We start from the raw sequence: 15,433 nt of genomic DNA on the forward strand, positions 1-15,433 counted from the left end.
CCGCTGCCGGGAGCCGGAGCCCTACGCCGGGCGGGCCAGCCGGTCGAGGCGGTCGCGGTGGACGGCGGTCAGGCGGAGGCGTTCGGCGGCGAGGTTCTCCTCCAGGTGGCCGATCCGGGCGGTGCCCGGGATCGGGAGGATGACCGGCGAGCGGCCGAGGAGCCAGGCGAGCGCGACCTGGGTGGGGGTGGCGTCGAGCTCGGCCGCCAGGTCGGCGATCTCGGCCCTCGCTCCCGAATCCCCCCAGGCGACGGTGCGCCACGGCAGGAATGCGATGCCTGCCGCCTCACAGGCCGCGAGCACGGGTTCGTGCTCGCGGTCCAGCACGTTGTAGCGGTTCTGGACACTCGCGATGTCGACGATCTGCCGCGCCCGGTCGAGTTCGTCGACGGTGACCTCGGACAGGCCGATCCGGCCGATCTTGCCCTCGGCCCGGAGGTCCCGCAGTGCGCCGAGCTGGTCGGCGAGGGGCGTCTGCGGGTCGAGGCGGTGCAGCTGTAGCAGCTCGATCCGCTCGACGCGCAGTCGGCGCAGTGCCTGCTCGACCTGCTCGCGCAGAACCGCCGGCCGCCCGTCGAGCTTCCACTCGCCGGCGGGGCCCGATCGGGCAACGCCGACTTTGGTGGTGACCAGCAATCCGTCCGGGTACGGATGGAGGGCCTCCGCCAGGAGCTCCTCGTTGGCTCCCCAGCCGTACATGTGGGCGGTGTCGATCAGCGTGACGCCCAGCTCGACGGCTCGCCGGGCCACCTCGAGCGACGACTCCCGAGCCGTGCCCGGCTCCGTCGGCAAGTGCATGGCGCCGAACCCGAGCCGTCGTACTGTCAGGTCCCCGCCGATGCGAAATTCGGTCGATGTCATGTGCTGTCTTCTCCCCCTGGTTCAAGGAGCAACGTTAACAGTGCAGTTGGCCGGGCATCGGGAGTGAAGAGGACGGGGCCGTGCTGCCGTTCGAGGCCTGGACGAATTCGCTGACGCAGCAGCGCGACATGGTGCCGCAAAGCCCAGTAATCTCCGGCAAATGACGGCACTTTCGCATCACAGCAACGGATACACGGACCAGCCCGGCCGTGACGGGGACACCGCCACCGTCGAGGCCGATCCGCGCGCCATCGGGCCGGTGCGGACCGAGTACGCGCCCGACCACGACGGGGATCCCGATCCCGGCGAGATCGTGTGGACCTGGGTCCCGTACGAGGAGAACGACGGGCGGGGCAAGGACCGGCCCGTGCTGGTCGTGGCCCGCGAGGCGGGCGGGCGGACCCTGCTGGCCGTGCAGCTGTCCAGCAAGCGGCACGACCGCGACCGCGAGTGGGTCCCGATCGGGACGGGGCCGTGGGACAGCGCGGGGCGGGAGTCCTGGGTGGACGTCGACAGGGTGCTCCGGGTGCGCGAGTCGGGGATGCGGCGCGAGGCCTGCGCGCTGGACCGGGGGCGCTTCCAGCTGGTCGTGGACCGGCTGCGCGAGCGCTACGGCTGGCAGTAGCCGGTACCGGGTGGCCGGCGGGTGAGGGGGACGGGGCCGAGCCCTGCCGGGCGGCGGGGCTCAGCCGCCGGAGCCCTCCGGCGTCTCGCGCCCCTCGGGGCCCGCGTACCCCACGAAGCCCTCGAAGTCCTCGAAGCCCCGCTCGAACGCCCTCTGCGGTCCCGGGTCCAGGTCCAGCACCGCGAAGACCACCCGCTCGAACACTCCCGCGAACCGCCCCTCCAGCAGCCCCCTGAAGGCCTTCGCCACCTCCGCCGGGTCGTTCCGGAAGACCCCGCAGCCCCAGGCCCCGAGCACCAGCCGCTCGTACCCGTGCAGAGCCGCCACCTCCAGGACGAGCTCCGCGCGCCGGGCCAGCGCCTGCGGGATCTCCGCCACCCGGTCCGGCTCCTGGCGGCGGATCGTGCCCGCGTTCGGGGCCGGGGAGGTGAGGAAGCCGGCCCGGAACGGGGTGTCCAGGAATGCGCCGCGGTCGTCGCGGAAGACGGGCACGCCGGGTGAGTGAATCACCCGGTCGGTGTAGAAGGTGCTGCGTTCCGCGCGGTGCACCTCGTAGTACTCCGGGGCCTCCAGGAGGGTCTCGTACAGGGCCGAGGCGCGGCACAGCGCCTCCTCCTGGGCCTTGGCCCCGCGGACGTAGCCGCCCCCGGGATTGCGGGCCGAGGCGAAGTTCAGGACAGCCACCCGGGACGCCCCCGCCGCCTGCTCCAGGCCGGGCGGAGCGAGCCTGCGGGCCGCGACCGTGCTGCTCTCCCCCGTGACCTCGACGGCCGTGCGGGCGCCCGCACGGAGGATTTCCCCGTCTGGAATGACACGGTTTGGTCCATATATTCTGGTTTCTGCCTTGGCTTCCGCCAGGGCGGCGGCAAGGGCCACCTGCCGCCCCGACCGCGTCCGGTAACCACCGGCCGCCAAGATCTCCGCGTTCTCCCGCGCGATCTCGCGCAATCTGCTGCTCACGCCGCCATCCTCCGCAGCCCGCTGCACCGGCGGCAACGTAATTTCCCCGTAAGCATGGGTGCCCAGGGGGCGGGTAGGCACGGGTGATGTCACGGCCGACGACAGGAGACGAGGACCCGGTCATGCCAAATGGTTCACCCGCTCCCCCCGCGCACTCCCCGATCACCGAGACCCAGGCCGAGGAGCTGATCCACGGCATCTGCTTCAAGACCGGCCCGCCCCGACTGGTCGGCGCCGAGCTGGAATGGCTGGTCCTGGACGCCGAGCAGCCCGGGCAGCCCCTGCTTCCCGAGCGGCTGCGGGCCGCACACGCCGCCGCCCGCGCCCTCCCCCTCGGCTCCCGGGTCACGGTCGAACCGGGCGGCCAGCTGGAGCTCAGCTCGCCCCCCGCCGAATCCCTGACCGCATGCGTGGACGGCCTGCAGGCCGACCTGACCGCCGTACGGGCCGCCCTGCTCGACCGGGGACTGCTGCTCCGAGGCCTCGGCCACGACCCCCGCCGCCCGTACCGCCGGCTGCTGTCGAGCCCGCGCTACGACGCCATGGAGGCCTACTTCGACCGCACCGGCCCGGCCGGGCGCGCCATGATGTGCGCCTCCGCCTCCGTCCAGGTCTGCGTGGACGCGGGCCACGAGGAGCCGGGCGTCCTCGGGTACGGACGGCGCTGGCGGCTGGCGCACCTGCTGGGCGCGGTCCTGGTGGCCGCCTTCGCCAACTCCCCCGCGCACGAGGGCCCGTACGCCGGCTGGCGCTGTTCCCGCCAGGGCGTCTGGAGCGATCTGGACAGCCGCCGGGCGCTCGCCCCGCCACTGGAGGCGGAGCCGCGGGCCGGGTGGACCCGGCAGGCGCTGGACACCGAGGTGATGTGCGTACGGTCCTACGACGGCGAGCCGTGGACGGCGCCGCGCGGGACGACCTTCCGCGACTGGCTGCGCGCGGACGGCCCCCCGGGGCTGCGCACTCCCACCGCCGAGGACCTCGACTACCACCTGACCACCCTGTTCCCGCCGGTCCGGCCGCGCGGGCACCTGGAGCTGCGGATGATCGACGCGCAGCCCGGTGACGACGGCTGGCTCGTCCCGGTGGCCGTCGTACACGCGCTGTTCGACGATCCGGAGGCCGCCGAGACCGCCTACCGGGTGACGAAGGGGCTGACCGACGCGTACGGGCCCGGGCCCGCGCCCCGCAATCCGCTCTGGCGGTCCGCCGCCCGCGACGCCCTGGCCGATCCGGAGCTGCGGACGGCCGCCACGGCCTGCTTCCGGGCGGCCATGGACGCCCTGCCCCGGCTCGGCGCGAGCGGGCACGTCCAGGACGCCGTCGGCGCGTTCACCGAACGGTACGTCCTGGGCGGCCGATGTCCGGCCGACGACCGGGCCCGGCCCCAGCCGCCGTCCCGGCCGCAGCTCATCGGCAAGGAGGCCCAGCAGTGACGACGGGATCCACGGAATCGCTGCGCGAGCGGGCCGCCGCCGCCCTGACCGCCGCGCGGCTGCGTACGGCCGCGCTCACCGACGCGGTGAGTGACGCGGAGCTCACCGCCCAGCACTCCCCGCTCATGTCCCCGCTCGTCTGGGACCTCGCGCACATCGGGAACATGGAGGAGCTCTGGCTGCTGCGCAACGTGGCCGGGCGCGAGGCCATGCGCCCCGAGATCGACCCGCTGTACGACGCGTTCGAGCATCCCCGCGCCGAGCGGCCCAAGCTGCCGCTGCTCGGTCCCGCGGAGGCCCGCACGTACGCCTCCGAGGTGCGCGGCAGGGTCTTCGACCTGCTGGAGCGCACTCCGCTGGAGGGCACGGCGCTGCTGGACTCCGGTTACGTCTTCGGGATGATCGCCCAGCACGAACAGCAGCACGACGAGACCATGCTGATCACGCATCAACTCCGGTCGGGCGCACCCGTCCTGGCCGCCCCCGATCCCTCGCCTCCGCGCGGTCCGGGGCCCGCGACCTCCGAAGTGCTGGTGCCCGGAGGCCCGTTCACGATGGGCACGTCCGTGGAGCCCTGGTCTCTGGACAACGAACGGCCGGCGCACGAGCGGGACCTGGCACCGTTCTGGATCGACACCGTCCCGGTGACCTGCGCCGAGTTCCAGGAGTTCATCGCGGACGACGGTTACCGCGAACGCCGCTGGTGGGCCCCGGAGGGCTGGGAGCAGATCCGGACGCACTCCATCGAGGCCCCGCTGTTCTGGCGCAAGGAGGGCGGCCAGTGGCTGCGGCGCCGCTTCGGGGTGACCGAGCGGGTGCCGGACGAGGAGCCGGTGCTGCACGTCAGCTGGTACGAGGCGGACGCGTACGCCCGCTGGGCGGACCGGCGGCTGCCCACGGAGGCGGAGTGGGAGAAGGCCGCCCGCTTCGACCCCGCGACGGGCCGCTCGACCCGCTACCCGTGGGGCGACGCGGACCCGACGCCCGAGCACGCCAATCTGGGGCAGCGCCACCTGCGCCCGGCCCGCGCGGGCAGCTACCCGGCCGGGGCCTCCGCGCTGGGGGTGCGCCAGCTGATCGGCGACGTGTGGGAGTGGACGGCCTCGGACTTCCTGCCGTACCCGGGGTTCCGCGCGTTCCCGTACCGGGAGTACTCAGAGGTGTTCTTCGGCCCGGAGCACAAGGTGCTGCGCGGCGGCTCGTTCGCCGTGGACCCGGTGGCGTGCCGGGGAACCTTCCGCAACTGGGACCTGCCGGTGCGCCGGCAGATCTTCTCCGGGTTCCGGACCGCGAGGGATGCCTGATGTGCCGTCACCTTGCCTACCTGGGGCCGGAAGTGGCGCTCGGGAGGCTGCTGAACGAGCCGGAGCACTCGCTGGTCAGGCAGTCCTGGGAGCCGCGCCGGCAGCGGTCCGGCACGGTCAACGCCGACGGCTTCGGCGTCGGCTGGTACGCGGAGGGCGACCCGGTCCCCGCCCGCTACCGCCGCTCCGGGCCCATCTGGAGCGACCTGGGCTTCGCCGACCTCGCCCGGGTGGTGCGCAGCGGGGCCGCGCTGGCCGCCGTACGGGACGCCACGCAGGCCGGGGCCGACGGAGAGGCCGCGGCGGCGCCGTTCGCGGACGGGCCCTGGCTGTTCAGCCACAACGGCGCGGTGCGGGACTGGCCCGACTCGGTGGCCCCGCTCGCGGCCGCTCTGCCGCCGCGGGAGCTGCTCCGGCTGACGGCGCGCACGGATTCTGCGCTGATCTGGGCACTGGTCCTGCAGCGCTTGCGCGCCGGGGACCCGCTCGGTGCGGCGCTCGCCGAGCCGGTCCGGGAGGTGGCCTCGGCCGCGCCCGGCTCCCGGCTGAACCTGTTGCTCACGGACGGGGTCACGATCGCCGCGACGGCCTGGGGCGATTCGCTCTGGTACCTGGCCGACGCGCGGGTGGGGCGTGCCGTGGTGGCCTCCGAGCCGTACGACGACGACACCCGGTGGTGCGAAGTGCCCGACCGGACCCTGCTGACCGCCACTCGTACGCGGGTCGAGTTGACCCCGCTCAAGGAGAACTCCCCGTGAACGATTTCCAGTTGACCAGGACCCTCGACGAGCACGCCGCTGAGACGGCCTTGCGCACGGATGTGCTGCACGGCCTGGCGGGCACGCCCAAGGTGCTGCCGCCCAAGTGGTTCTACGACGCGCGGGGCAGCGAACTCTTCGAGGAGATCACCCGGTTGCCCGAGTACTACCCGACGCGCGCGGAACGGGAGATCCTGCTGGAGCGGGCGCGGGAGATCGCCACGGAGAGCGGGGCCCGCACCCTGGTGGAGCTGGGCTCCGGGTCCTCGGAGAAGACCCGGCACCTGATCGAGGCGCTGCCCGCGCTGGACACGTACGTGCCGGTCGACGTGAGCGAGAGCGCCCTGCGAGGCGCCGCGCAGACCCTGCTGGCGGAGCATCCGGGGCTGCGGGTGCACGCGCTGCTCGCCGATTTCACAAGTGCGCTGCAGCTGCCGGACTCCCCCGGGCCCCGCCTGGTCGTGTTCCTCGGCGGCACGATCGGGAACCTGCTGCCGCCGGAGCGGGCCGTTTTCCTGGCCTCGGTCCGGGCGATGCTGTCGCCCGGGGACGCGCTGCTGATCGGCACGGACCTGGTGAAGGAGGAGGCCGTCCTGGTCGCGGCGTACGACGACGCGCAGGGCGTGACGGCCGAGTTCAACAAGAACGTGCTCGCCGTCATCGACCGGGAGCTGGGCGCGGACTTCCACACCGCCGACTTCGAGCACGTGGCGGTGTGGAACAGGGAGCAGGAGTGGATCGAGATGCGACTGCGGGCCCGGTCGGAGGTGCTGGTGAAGATCCGGGCGCTGGACCTGGTGGTGCCGTTCGCGGCGGGTGAGGAGATCCTGACGGAGGTTTCCGCGAAGTTCCGTCAGGAGGGCGTGCGGAAGGAACTGGCGGCCGCCGGGCTGGAGTTGACCCAGTGGTGGACGGATGCGGCGGGGCGTTTCGCACTGTCCCTGTCAGTGGTCGACGGAGGCGTTGCCGTCGCCGACGGCGCTGTCACCGAGGGCACTGCTTCCGCGGGCACCGCTGCCGACAGCACTGATGCCGAGGGCGAGGCCGCCTGAGCCGGGATTCCGGCGAGCAGGGCCGGTGCCGAGCCGGCCATGACGGCGCGCTGAGCCGCCGCCGCGAGGTCCCGTCGGTCCGTGTACCGGCCCGGCGGGATCCGCGGCAGCAGCCTGACCTCGGCCCGTATCCCGCGGGCGCGGGCGATCCGCCACAGCGAGGCGGTCAGCGGGTCGTCGCCGACGAAGGCGGGCGCTCCGGCGACCGATCCGTCGCCGTGCAGGTACGACAGGCGCACGGGCTGTACGGGTACCCGCGCGTCCAGGGCCGACTGGAAGGCGGCCCTGCGGAAGGACCCCTGGGCCCGTCCGCACCACGTGGAGCCCTCGGGGAAGACGGTGACCCGGTCGCCGGCCAGCAGGGCGCGGGTGACGGCCTGGATGGTGCCGGGCAGGGCCCGGATCCGGTCGCGTTCGATGAACAGGGTCCTGGAGCGCCCGGCGAGACGGCCGAGGACCGGCCAGGAGCGGATCTCGCTCTTGGCCAGCATCCGGCAGGGCACGGCCGCGGCGACGAGCGGGATGTCCAGCCAGGAGATGTGGTTGGGGACGAAGAGCCGGCCGCCGTCCGGGCCGACGCTCCCGTGCACGGTGATCCGTATGCCGAAGGCCCGTACCAGCGCGGTCGCCCACGCCCGTACCACCGCGCGCCGGGGGCCGGCCGGCAGCAGCCGGACCGGCGGGGCGCCCGTGATCCCGACGAGGATCAGGGCCACGGCGGCGACGAGCCGGAGCACCGCGCGGGGGACGCTCGCGGTGGCACCCTCGTGGCCGGCGCAGGCCTCGGGGGTGCAGGGCGAGGTGGGCAGCCAGACGCTCATGCGCCCGGGACGCTCGGGACGAGCGAGAGGAAGTGCTTGAGGTAGCGCGGGTTGGTACGCCGCAGGGAGAGCAGCACGTACAGGTCCGTGCAGCCGAACTCGACGTCCAGCGCCGGCTCGCCGCAGACCCACGCGCCGAGACGCAGGTAGCCGCGGAGCAGCGGAGGCAGTTCCATGCGGGCGGGGAACTCGATGCCCTCGGGGTTCCACGGGGTGTGGGGCGTGACCCGGTACTCCTGGGGGGCCAGGGCGCGGGCCAGGGCGGCTTCGCGGGTCGCGGCGGCCAGCACCCCGCCGTCGGCGAGCGGTATCGAGCAGCAGCCGGCGAGCCAGTTGTGGCCGGAGCGGTCCATGTAGCGGGCGAGGCCGGCCCAGATCAGGGCGATGACGGCGCCGTTGCGGTGGTCGGGGTGGACGCAGGAACGGCCGACCTCGACCAGGTCGGGGCGGATCGGGTCGAGGGCGGAGAGGTCGAATTCTCCTTCGGAGTAGAGCCTGCCGGCGACGGCGGCGCGCTCCGGGGGCAGCAGCCGGTAGGTGCCTACGACCTGCTCGGTCTCCTCCTCGACGACGAGGAGGTGGTCGCAGTACGCGTCGAAGGGGTCGACGTCGAGGCCCGGCTCGGGGCTGTGCAGGCGGGCTCCGAGCTCACCGGCGAAGACCTGGTGGCGCAGCCGCTGGGCGGCGCGCACCTCGTCCTCGTTGCGGGCGAGGCGTACGGCGTAGCGGGGGCCGGGGGCGGCGGGGACGCCCGTGGCGATGGTAGGGAGGGGGGACGGGGGGAGGGAAGACGGGGACAGGGGTGCGATCGTCATGGCGGCTCCTGATCCGGGCGCGGAGGGCCAGGCCGGCAGGTGTGTGGCCTGGCTCCTTTACTTCTTCCGTGACCGGCTGGATTCGACATGACAGCGCAGCGGCAGTTGGATGTGGTCCCGCTGAACTCGGCGGGAGCCGTCCCGCCCGGTGATCGGTTCGAGGACGCCTTGCGGGCGGCTTGCCGGCCGCTCGGGGGTCGGTCGGCGACCTGCGGGCGGCCGCTCAGCGGGTGGAGTTGAGCACCCTGGCGATCTCCTCGGAGGCCTCGCGGGCCGCCTGCTTGGGGTCCCGGCCGGTGAGCACGGCCGTCATGAAGGGCTTGATCGGGTTCTTGCCCTCGACCTCTGCCCAGCGGGCGGAGTTCGGCGTGGCCCGGCCCTGTGCGGCCCCGGGGGCCATGGTGGCGGCGCCCTCGTTGCCCTCGACCACGTGGGCGAGGGTGGTCTTGTTCGGTACGTAGCTCATCGTGGTGGCGAGCTCGGTCTGCCACCGTTCGCTCACCAGGGCCGTGATCACGTCCACCGCGCCCCTGCGGTTCTTCGTGCGCTCCGGGATGATCAGGTCGGAGCCGCCGGTGAACACGGCGCCGACCTTGTCGGAGGTCTTGCCGGGGATCGGGAAGAAGCCGAGCTTGCCCTTGAGCGTGGGGTTGGCGGCCTCGATCGCGGCAGCCTGGCTGGGCGGGGCGATAATCTGGGCGACCTGGCCGCGGGCGAAGACCTCCGACTGCGGGGGCGTCTCCTCGTCGGCGCCCTTGGGGCCGTCACCCAGGGCCTGGAGCTGCTTGTAGAACTCCATTCCGGCCAGGGCCTTCTCGTCGTCGAGGGTGCCGACCCACTGTCCGCTGGTCTCGACGGCGAGTTCGCCGCCCTCGTCCCACACGAATCCGGCGAGGACGTACCAGTTCTGCCCGGCGAGGTAGATGCCCTGCTGATCGCCCTTGTCCAGCTTCTGGGTGGTCTGGATCCACTCCTGCCGGTTCTTGGGCTCGCTCTTGACGCCGGCGTTCGCGAAGAGGTCCTTGTTGTAGATCACCACGCGGTTGGCGCCGTACCAGGGGATGCCGTACTGGGCGCCGTCGAGGCTTCCAGGGTCGGAAAGGCCCTTGAGCCAGTCCCTGTTGCCCCAGGTGCGCAGTCCTTCGAGGGTGAGTTCCTCGATGCCGCCGTGCTCGATGTACTGGGCCACCTGGGTGTTGCCGACCTCGATGACGTCGGCGCTCTCCTTGCTCTTGCCGTCGAGGACGGCGTTGACCTTGTCGCCGATGCCCGTCCACTCCTGGATCCTCACCTCCAGGTCGACGCCGGGGTGTTCGTTCTCGAACGACGCGGTGAACTTGTCGATGAACTCGTCGGAGGCGCTGCCCTTCATCAGCCAGAGCGTCACCCTCCGAGGCCCTTCCTCGGAGCCCGCCAACCGGCTGCAGCCCGACAGGGCGGTCGCCGCCGCGAGGACAGTGCACATGGCGAGGAAGCGTCTCTTCACGTAGGTCACCTTCTGGGGCTCGGCGTCTCGGATGGCTCGAAATTGGCATAGACCAATGGGCCGGTCAAGAGGCTGTCGCGGGTGACTGTTCGCTCAAAGTTCGCGGAGCAGGACTTACTGGGGCACCGTAGAAACAGGCAAAAGCCACCACCTGTCGGGAGACACCCATGTCCAACCACACGTACCGGGTGACCGAGATCGTCGGCACCTCCCACGAGGGCATCGATCAGGCCATCCGCAACGGCGTGGCCCGCGCGGGCCAGACCCTCAGAAATCTGGACTGGTTCGAGGTCGTCCAGGTACGCGGACACATCGAGAACGGGGAGATCGCCCACTACCAGGTGGGGCTCAAGCTCGGCTTCCGCCTCGACGGCGAGGACTGACCGCCGGCGAGGACTGACCGCCGAAGGCCGGCCGGCGGCGGCCGGGCAGCCCGGAAACGGGCCCGGACCGGCGGCCGGGCTCAGGTCCGCCCCTCGACCTCCTGGGCGGACTTGAGCTCCGGCGCCTCCGCCACCCAGTCCGCGAGCACCACCCGGAAGCCCGCCGCCCGGGCGGCCTGGCACACCAGCTCGTCGTCGTCCACGAGCATCCGGACCTCCCGGCCGCGCGCGAGCCGCCCCAGGACCTCCAGCTTGGCCGTCCTGGCCGGCCTCCGGTCCTGGTTGCCGCGCATCCACAGCCGCCCCTCGGGCAGCCCGTGCCGGGCGAGCCAGTCGAGCGTGTCCGCCCGGCACCGCTCGGGGCGCCCCGTCAGGTACGCCACCTCGCAGTCGGCCGCGCTCTCCACGGCCAGCGCGACTCCGCGTCCGAGCGGCGGGTCGGCCGGGGCCGCGGCGAAGAAGCCGCTCCAGTCCTGGGGGCGGCGCTCCAGGAAATGCTGGCGGTGACCGGTGTCCGCCAGGGTGTTGTCGATGTCGAAGACGGCAAGCGGCCGGGACGCGTTCGCACTCATCCCGCCAGCGTAGGCCGGGGAATCCCCTGGGTCCCCGTGCGTTGAGACCTGTGTGATCCGAAAAGTCTCGATACTCGACCGGTCCCGCACCCGCGAGGGCCACCCGGCCCCGGACGCGCTGCGCGACACCGTGGCACTGGCCCGCGCGGCCGAGGAGCTCGGCTACCACCGCTTCTGGGTCTCGGAGCACCACAGCGTGCCCGGGGTGGCGGGCTCGGCGCCGACGGTCCTGGCCGCTGCCGTCGCCGCGGCGACCCGGCGGATCCGGGTCGGCACGGGCGGGGTGATGCTTCCCAACCACCAGCCGCTGGTCGTCGCGGAGCAGTTCGGGGTGCTGGAAGCGCTGTTCCCCGGCCGGATCGACATGGGACTCGGCCGCTCCGTCGGCTTCACCAACGGCATCCGGCGGGCACTGGGCCGCGACACCGGCGATGCCGACCGCTTCGAGGAGCAGCTGGCCGAGCTGCTGGGCTGGCTCGACGGCACCCAGCAGGCGCACCCCGAGGTGCACGCCCGCCCGGCCGAGGGCCTGCGCGTACCGGCCTACGTCCTGGCAACCGGCGAGGGGGCGGGCATCGCCGCCCGGGCCGGGCTGCCGTTGGTGGTGGGCGACCTGCGGGCCCGCGGCCGGGTCGCGGAGGTCATCGAGACGTACCGCGAGGAGTTCCGCCCCTCCGCCCGGGGCACGGAGCCCTACGTGGTGATCTCCGGGACGGTCGCGGTGGCGGCCACGACCGAGGAGGCCCGGCGCATCCTGCTCCCGGAGGCCTGGGCCCTGGCGTACTCCCGCATCCACGGCAGCTTCCCGCCGCTGAGGCCGGCCGAGGAGGTGGAGGCGATGGAGATGACCCCGAAGGAGCGGGAACTGTACGCGGGAGCCCTGGCCGGTCACCTGCACGGCACGGAGGCGCAGGTCGCGGCGGAGCTGTCGGAGGTGGCGGAGCTCACCGGCGCGGACGAACTGCTGGTCACCACTTCCACGTACGACCGGACGGCGCTGCTGGACTCCTTCGCGCGCCTGGCCCGGGTGGCCGGGCTGTAGACGCTGCTCGGCACGCGCTCCGGCCTCCGCGCCGGCTCCGGCATGGAGGAGCCGACGGGCCCCGCACCCTCCAGACCCTAAACTGGGACGAATGCACCCGTCGCACCAGTCCCCCGAGCCGCACGGCCACCGCGACCGCTTCGTACGGGTCCGAGGTGCCCGGGAGCACAATCTGCGCGGAGTCGACGTGGACGTTCCGCGCGACGCGCTGACCGTGTTCACGGGGGTGTCCGGATCCGGGAAGAGCTCGCTCGCCTTCGGCACGCTCTACGCCGAGGCCCAGCGCCGGTACTTCGAGTCGGTGGCCCCGTACGCGCGCCGGCTCATCCACCAGATCGGCGCCCCGAAGGTGGATTCCGTCACCGGACTGCCGCCGGCCGTCTCGCTGGAGCAGCGCCGCTCCTCCCCCGGCTCGCGCTCTTCGGTCGGTACGGTGACCCTCCTCTCCAACTCCCTGCGCATGCTGTACTCCCGCGCGGGAACCTACCCGCCGGGGGCGGAGCCGCTGGACTCGGACGCCTTCTCCCCCAACACCGCCGCCGGAGCGTGCCCTTCCTGCCACGGGATCGGCCGGATCCACCGCACCAGTGAGGAACTCCTCGTACCCGACCCGGATCTGTCGATCCGCCAGGGAGCCATCGCCGCCTGGCCGGGTGCCTGGCAGGGGAAGAACCTGCGGGACGTCCTGGAGGCGCTCGGCCACGACGTGGACCGGCCCTGGCGGGAGCTGCCGGCGAAGGATCGCCGGTGGATCCTGTTCACCGAGGAGCAGCCGGTGGTGACGGTACACCCGGTGCGGGAGGCCGAGCGGATCCAACGTCCCTACCAGGGCACCTACATGAGCGCCCACCGCTATGTCATGCGCACCTTCGCGGACAGCAAGAGCGCCACCCTGCGGGCCCGCGCCGAGAAGTTCCTCGCCGATTCGCCGTGCCCGGCGTGCGAGGGCCGGCGGCTGCGGCCGGAGGCCCTCGCCGTGACGTTCGGGGGGTACGGGATCGCGGACCTCGCGGCGATGCCGCTGTCCGAGCTGGACGGCGTACTCGCCTCCGCGCACGCACGAGGGGAGGCGGCGCGGGTACTCGCCGAGGACCTGCGCTCCCGGATCGGGCCGGTCGTCGAGCTGGGGCTCGGCTACCTGAGCCTGGACCGCACCGCGCCCACCCTGTCCGCGGGCGAGCTGCAGCGGCTCCGGCTGGCGACGCAGCTGCGGTCGGGGCTGTTCGGGGTGGTGTACGTCCTGGACGAGCCTTCGGCGGGGCTGCACCCGGCCGACACCGAGGCGCTGCTCGACGTACTGGACCGGCTGAAGGAGGCCGGGAACACGGTGTTCGTCGTGGAGCACCACCTGGACGTGGTGCGGCACGCGGACTGGCTGGTGGACGTGGGGCCGCTGGCCGGGGAGCACGGCGGGCAGGTGCTGTACAGCGGGCCGCCCGGCGCGTTGGCGGGGGTGGCGGAGTCGGCGACGGCCCGGCACCTGTTCGCGGAACCGGCACGCGAGCGGGCGCGGCCGGTGCGGACGGCGAGCGGGGCGGTGCGGCTCAGCGGCGCCGGGCTGCACAACCTGCGGGATGTCACGGCCGAGTTCCCGCTCGGGGTGTTCACGGCGGTGACCGGGGTGTCGGGGTCGGGGAAGTCCACGCTGGTGGGTCAGGTGCTGGCGCGGGAGGTCGGGGAGCGGCTGGCGGAGCCGGGCTTTCCCGTACGGCGGCTGGTGGAGGTGGACCAGAAGCCCATCGGCCGGACCCCGCGGTCCAATCTGGCCACGTACACGGGCCTGTTCGACGTGGTGCGACGGCTGTTCACGGCGGCGCCGGAGTCGAAGGCGCGGGGCTGGAAGGCGGGCCGGTTCTCCTTCAACGTGACGGGCGGCCGGTGCGAGACCTGCCAGGGCGAGGGCTTCGTCTCGGTGGAGCTGCTGTTCCTGCCCAGTACGTACGCCCCGTGCCCGGAGTGCGCCGGCGCCCGGTACAACGCCGAGACCCTGGAGGTCCGTTACGCGGGGCTGAACATCGCCGAGGTGCTCGGCCTGACGGTGGAGTCCGCGGCCGGCTTCTTCGCGGAGGTCCCGGCGGCGGCGCGCAGCCTGCGGGCGCTGGAGGACATCGGGCTGGGTTACCTGCGGCTGGGGCAGCCGGCCACGGAGCTGTCGGGCGGTGAGGCGCAGCGGATCAAGCTGGCCACGGAGCTCCAGCGACTGCGCCGGGACCACACGCTGTACCTGCTGGACGAGCCGACGACCGGGCTGCACCCCGCCGATGTGCGGGTGCTGCTAAGGCAGTTGCACGGGCTGGTGGACGCCGGGCACTCGGTGGTCGTCGTGGAACACGACATGGAGGTGGTGGCGGGCGCGGACTGGGTCGTCGACCTGGGCCCGGGCGGCGGCACGGAGGGTGGCCGGGTGGTCGCCGCAGGCACCCCGGAGCAGGTGGCCGCAGCGGGCCGGGGCCGCACGGCGGCCTACCTGTCACGGGCCCTCGGCGGCCGTGCCTGACGACGCGGGCGGCCCTGCCCGCCGGCTCGGGCGGCCTCGCCTGCGTGCGCGGCGGCCCGGCCGGTCCGGGAGGCCCTCTCGCGCCGCCTTGGCCATCGTGTTGGGCACCGCGCGTTGCGGATCCGCGCGATCGAAAGCGGTGGAGCATGGGAGCAGTACGGAGGCCCAGCTGATGTCGGCGCCGATGGCCGCGGCTGACGATGACGCCGCCGCCGAACCCCTCGTCTCGCCCGTGAACTCGCACAACGAGTGGGATCCGCTGGAAGAGGTGATCGTCGGGCGTCTCGACGGCGCGACGATTCCCGGCAACCACCCGGTCGTGGCCTGCAACGTCCCGCCGTGGGCGGCGCGGCTGCAGGGCCGCGTCTCCGGCTTGCGGTACCCGCGCGTACTGGCCGGGCATGCCCAGCACGAGCTCGACGGGTTCGTCGCCCTCCTGTAATCCCTGGGCATCACCGTCGCCCGCCCTGACGCGGTCGACCACAAGCGACGTTTCGGCACCCCCGACTGGTCCTCGCGCGGATTCTGCAACGCCTTCCGCGTGACAGCCTCCTGGTGATCGGCGACGAGATCATCGAAACCCCGATGGCCTGGCCGTGCCGGTACTTCGAGGCGCACTCCTACCGGACGATCGTCAAGGACTACTTCCGGCGCGGCGCCCGCTGGACGGCGGCGCCGAGGCCACAGCTCAGGGACGCGCTCTTCGAGGCCGATTACCGGATCCACGAGATCGAGAGCCGTTCCCGCACGCCCATGCACATCGACACGACGTTCCTGTCCGGCGGCGCGGGTCGCTTCAGTCGTACTTCGACTGAGACCGCCGG

Annotated in this window: 13 protein-coding genes and 2 pseudogenes; 9 read left to right on the forward strand and 6 right to left on the reverse strand. The window is 73.0% G+C overall.

The genetic code is table 11. The features are described 5' to 3' along the window. Positions 1–21: 21 nt before the first annotated feature. Positions 22–861, reverse strand: a complete 840-nt coding sequence (locus tag OG625_RS03885) for an aldo/keto reductase (protein WP_329376651.1) — start codon at positions 859–861, stop codon at positions 22–24. Positions 862–1,021: 160 nt separating this feature from the next. Here OG625_RS03885 and OG625_RS03890 point away from each other — a divergent pair, with 160 nt between their 5' ends. Continuing rightward, complete coding sequence (locus OG625_RS03890; protein ID WP_329376652.1) at positions 1,022–1,486, forward strand: type II toxin-antitoxin system PemK/MazF family toxin; 465 nt, start codon at positions 1,022–1,024, stop codon at positions 1,484–1,486. Positions 1,487–1,546: 60 nt separating this feature from the next. On the opposite strand, the gene OG625_RS03895 is transcribed toward OG625_RS03890, so the two are convergent. Then, the gene (locus OG625_RS03895; RefSeq protein ID WP_329376653.1) at positions 1,547–2,446 is read right to left on the reverse strand and encodes a TIGR02452 family protein; all 900 of its coding nucleotides are present in this window, start codon (positions 2,444–2,446) and stop codon (positions 1,547–1,549) included. A 122-nt stretch (positions 2,447–2,568) separates the two neighbouring features. On the opposite strand from OG625_RS03895, the gene egtA reads away from it, so the two are divergent. Genes egtA through egtD form a run of 4 tightly spaced genes read left to right on the forward strand, consistent with a single transcriptional unit; the run spans position 2,569 to position 6,993 of the window. After that, positions 2,569–3,879, forward strand: a complete 1,311-nt coding sequence (egtA, locus tag OG625_RS03900; protein WP_329376654.1) for an ergothioneine biosynthesis glutamate--cysteine ligase EgtA — start codon at positions 2,569–2,571, stop codon at positions 3,877–3,879. Beyond that, a complete protein-coding gene (egtB, locus tag OG625_RS03905) occupies positions 3,876–5,183 on the forward strand; it encodes an ergothioneine biosynthesis protein EgtB (protein ID WP_329376655.1) in 1,308 nt (435 codons plus the stop codon). Before egtA ends, egtB begins: the two co-directional genes overlap by 4 nt. After that, the gene (gene egtC / locus OG625_RS03910; RefSeq protein ID WP_329376656.1) at positions 5,183–5,941 is read left to right on the forward strand and encodes an ergothioneine biosynthesis protein EgtC; all 759 of its coding nucleotides are present in this window, start codon (positions 5,183–5,185) and stop codon (positions 5,939–5,941) included. Before egtB ends, egtC begins: the two co-directional genes overlap by 1 nt. Continuing rightward, positions 5,938–6,993, forward strand: coding sequence for an L-histidine N(alpha)-methyltransferase (gene egtD / locus OG625_RS03915; protein ID WP_329376657.1), 1,056 nt, complete (start codon positions 5,938–5,940; stop codon positions 6,991–6,993). The genes egtC and egtD overlap by 4 nt, the downstream gene beginning before the upstream one ends. A gap of 290 nt (positions 6,994–7,283) precedes the next feature. On the opposite strand, the pseudogene OG625_RS03920 reads toward egtD, so the two are convergent. The 3 genes and pseudogenes from OG625_RS03920 to OG625_RS03930 form a co-directional block, all read right to left on the reverse strand. Next, a pseudogene (locus OG625_RS03920) lies at positions 7,284–7,814 on the reverse strand (lysophospholipid acyltransferase family protein); the annotation flags it as partial. After that, complete coding sequence (locus OG625_RS03925; protein WP_329376658.1) at positions 7,811–8,629, reverse strand: GNAT family N-acetyltransferase; 819 nt, start codon at positions 8,627–8,629, stop codon at positions 7,811–7,813. The gene OG625_RS03925 and the pseudogene OG625_RS03920, both read right to left, overlap by 4 nt. Positions 8,630–8,852: 223 nt before the next feature. Then, on the reverse strand, positions 8,853–10,115 hold the full coding sequence (locus tag OG625_RS03930; protein WP_443067671.1) for an extracellular solute-binding protein: 1,263 nt from the start codon (positions 10,113–10,115) through the stop codon (positions 8,853–8,855). A gap of 167 nt (positions 10,116–10,282) precedes the next feature. On the opposite strand from OG625_RS03930, the gene OG625_RS03935 reads away from it, so the two are divergent. Next, positions 10,283–10,498 (forward strand): dodecin, encoded by a 216-nt coding sequence (locus tag OG625_RS03935; RefSeq protein WP_329376659.1) that lies wholly within the window; start codon positions 10,283–10,285, stop codon positions 10,496–10,498. A gap of 80 nt (positions 10,499–10,578) precedes the next feature. Here OG625_RS03935 and OG625_RS03940 read toward each other — a convergent pair whose 3' ends face one another. Next, positions 10,579–11,070, reverse strand: coding sequence for a phosphatase domain-containing protein (locus tag OG625_RS03940; RefSeq protein WP_329376660.1), 492 nt, complete (start codon positions 11,068–11,070; stop codon positions 10,579–10,581). 52 nt (positions 11,071–11,122) lie between these two features. Between OG625_RS03940 and OG625_RS03945 the strand changes: the two genes are divergently transcribed. The 3 genes and pseudogenes from OG625_RS03945 to OG625_RS03955 form a co-directional block, all read left to right on the forward strand. After that, positions 11,123–12,112, forward strand: a complete 990-nt coding sequence (locus OG625_RS03945) for an LLM class flavin-dependent oxidoreductase (RefSeq protein ID WP_329376661.1) — start codon at positions 11,123–11,125, stop codon at positions 12,110–12,112. Between the two features lie 91 nt (positions 12,113–12,203). After that, positions 12,204–14,609, forward strand: coding sequence for an excinuclease ABC subunit UvrA (locus OG625_RS03950; RefSeq protein WP_329376662.1), 2,406 nt, complete (start codon positions 12,204–12,206; stop codon positions 14,607–14,609). A 172-nt stretch (positions 14,610–14,781) separates the two neighbouring features. Next, a pseudogene (locus OG625_RS03955) lies at positions 14,782–15,404 on the forward strand (hypothetical protein); the annotation flags it as partial. Between the last annotated feature and the right edge of the window lie 29 nt (positions 15,405–15,433).

The organism is Streptomyces sp. NBC_01351 (assembly GCF_036237315.1).
Classification (GTDB): domain Bacteria; phylum Actinomycetota; class Actinomycetes; order Streptomycetales; family Streptomycetaceae; genus Streptomyces.